Source organism: Aminobacter sp. P4_D5, assembly GCF_056401815.1.
Map to the genome: position 1 here is coordinate 1 of NZ_JBFUIP010001187.1, position 563 is coordinate 563.

General features: G+C 70.5%; 1 protein-coding gene. It reads right to left on the bottom strand.

The window, feature by feature from the left end; all coding sequences use genetic code 11:
* Nucleotides 1-563: acyl-CoA dehydrogenase family protein (locus AC1DWF_RS37400; protein WP_476843469.1), on the bottom strand; the 563-nt coding region annotated here is incomplete at both ends.

Sequence of the window (563 nt, forward strand, 5' to 3'; positions counted from 1 at the left end):
GCGATGGACCTCGCCGATCAGCTCCGCCTCGGCGCCCTCAAAGAGCATGATGCAGGTAGGCGAGGCGTGGATGCCGAGCTTGCGCTCGATGCCGCCGCAGCGGAGCGCATTGGGCGTGCCGTCCAGCCGCAGCGTCGTCGTGGCGAAAAGACTGATGCCGCGCGAGCCGGCGGGCGCATCCGGCAGTCGCGCCAGGACCAGATGCAGGCTGTTCGCGCAGAGGTCGTGCGCGCCATAGGTGATGAAAATCTTCTGCCCCGTCAGCGCGTAGCGGCCGTCACCGAGCGGCTCGGCCTTGGTGCGGACCGCCGCGAGGTCGCTGCCGGCCTGGGATTCCGTCAGGCACATGGTGCCGTTCCAACGGCCGCTCACCAGCTCGGGCAGCCATTTCTCCGCCTGCTCCGGCGTGGCGTAGCGCTCCAGCAGCWCGATCGCGCCGGCCGTCAGCGTGGGGCAGAGGGAAAAGGCCATGTCGGCCGTGGTGAGGATCTCCTTCAGCGCCGCCCAGAGCGCGAAGGGCAGGCCCTGCCCGCCATGGGCCTCGGACGCCGCAAGCCCCTGCC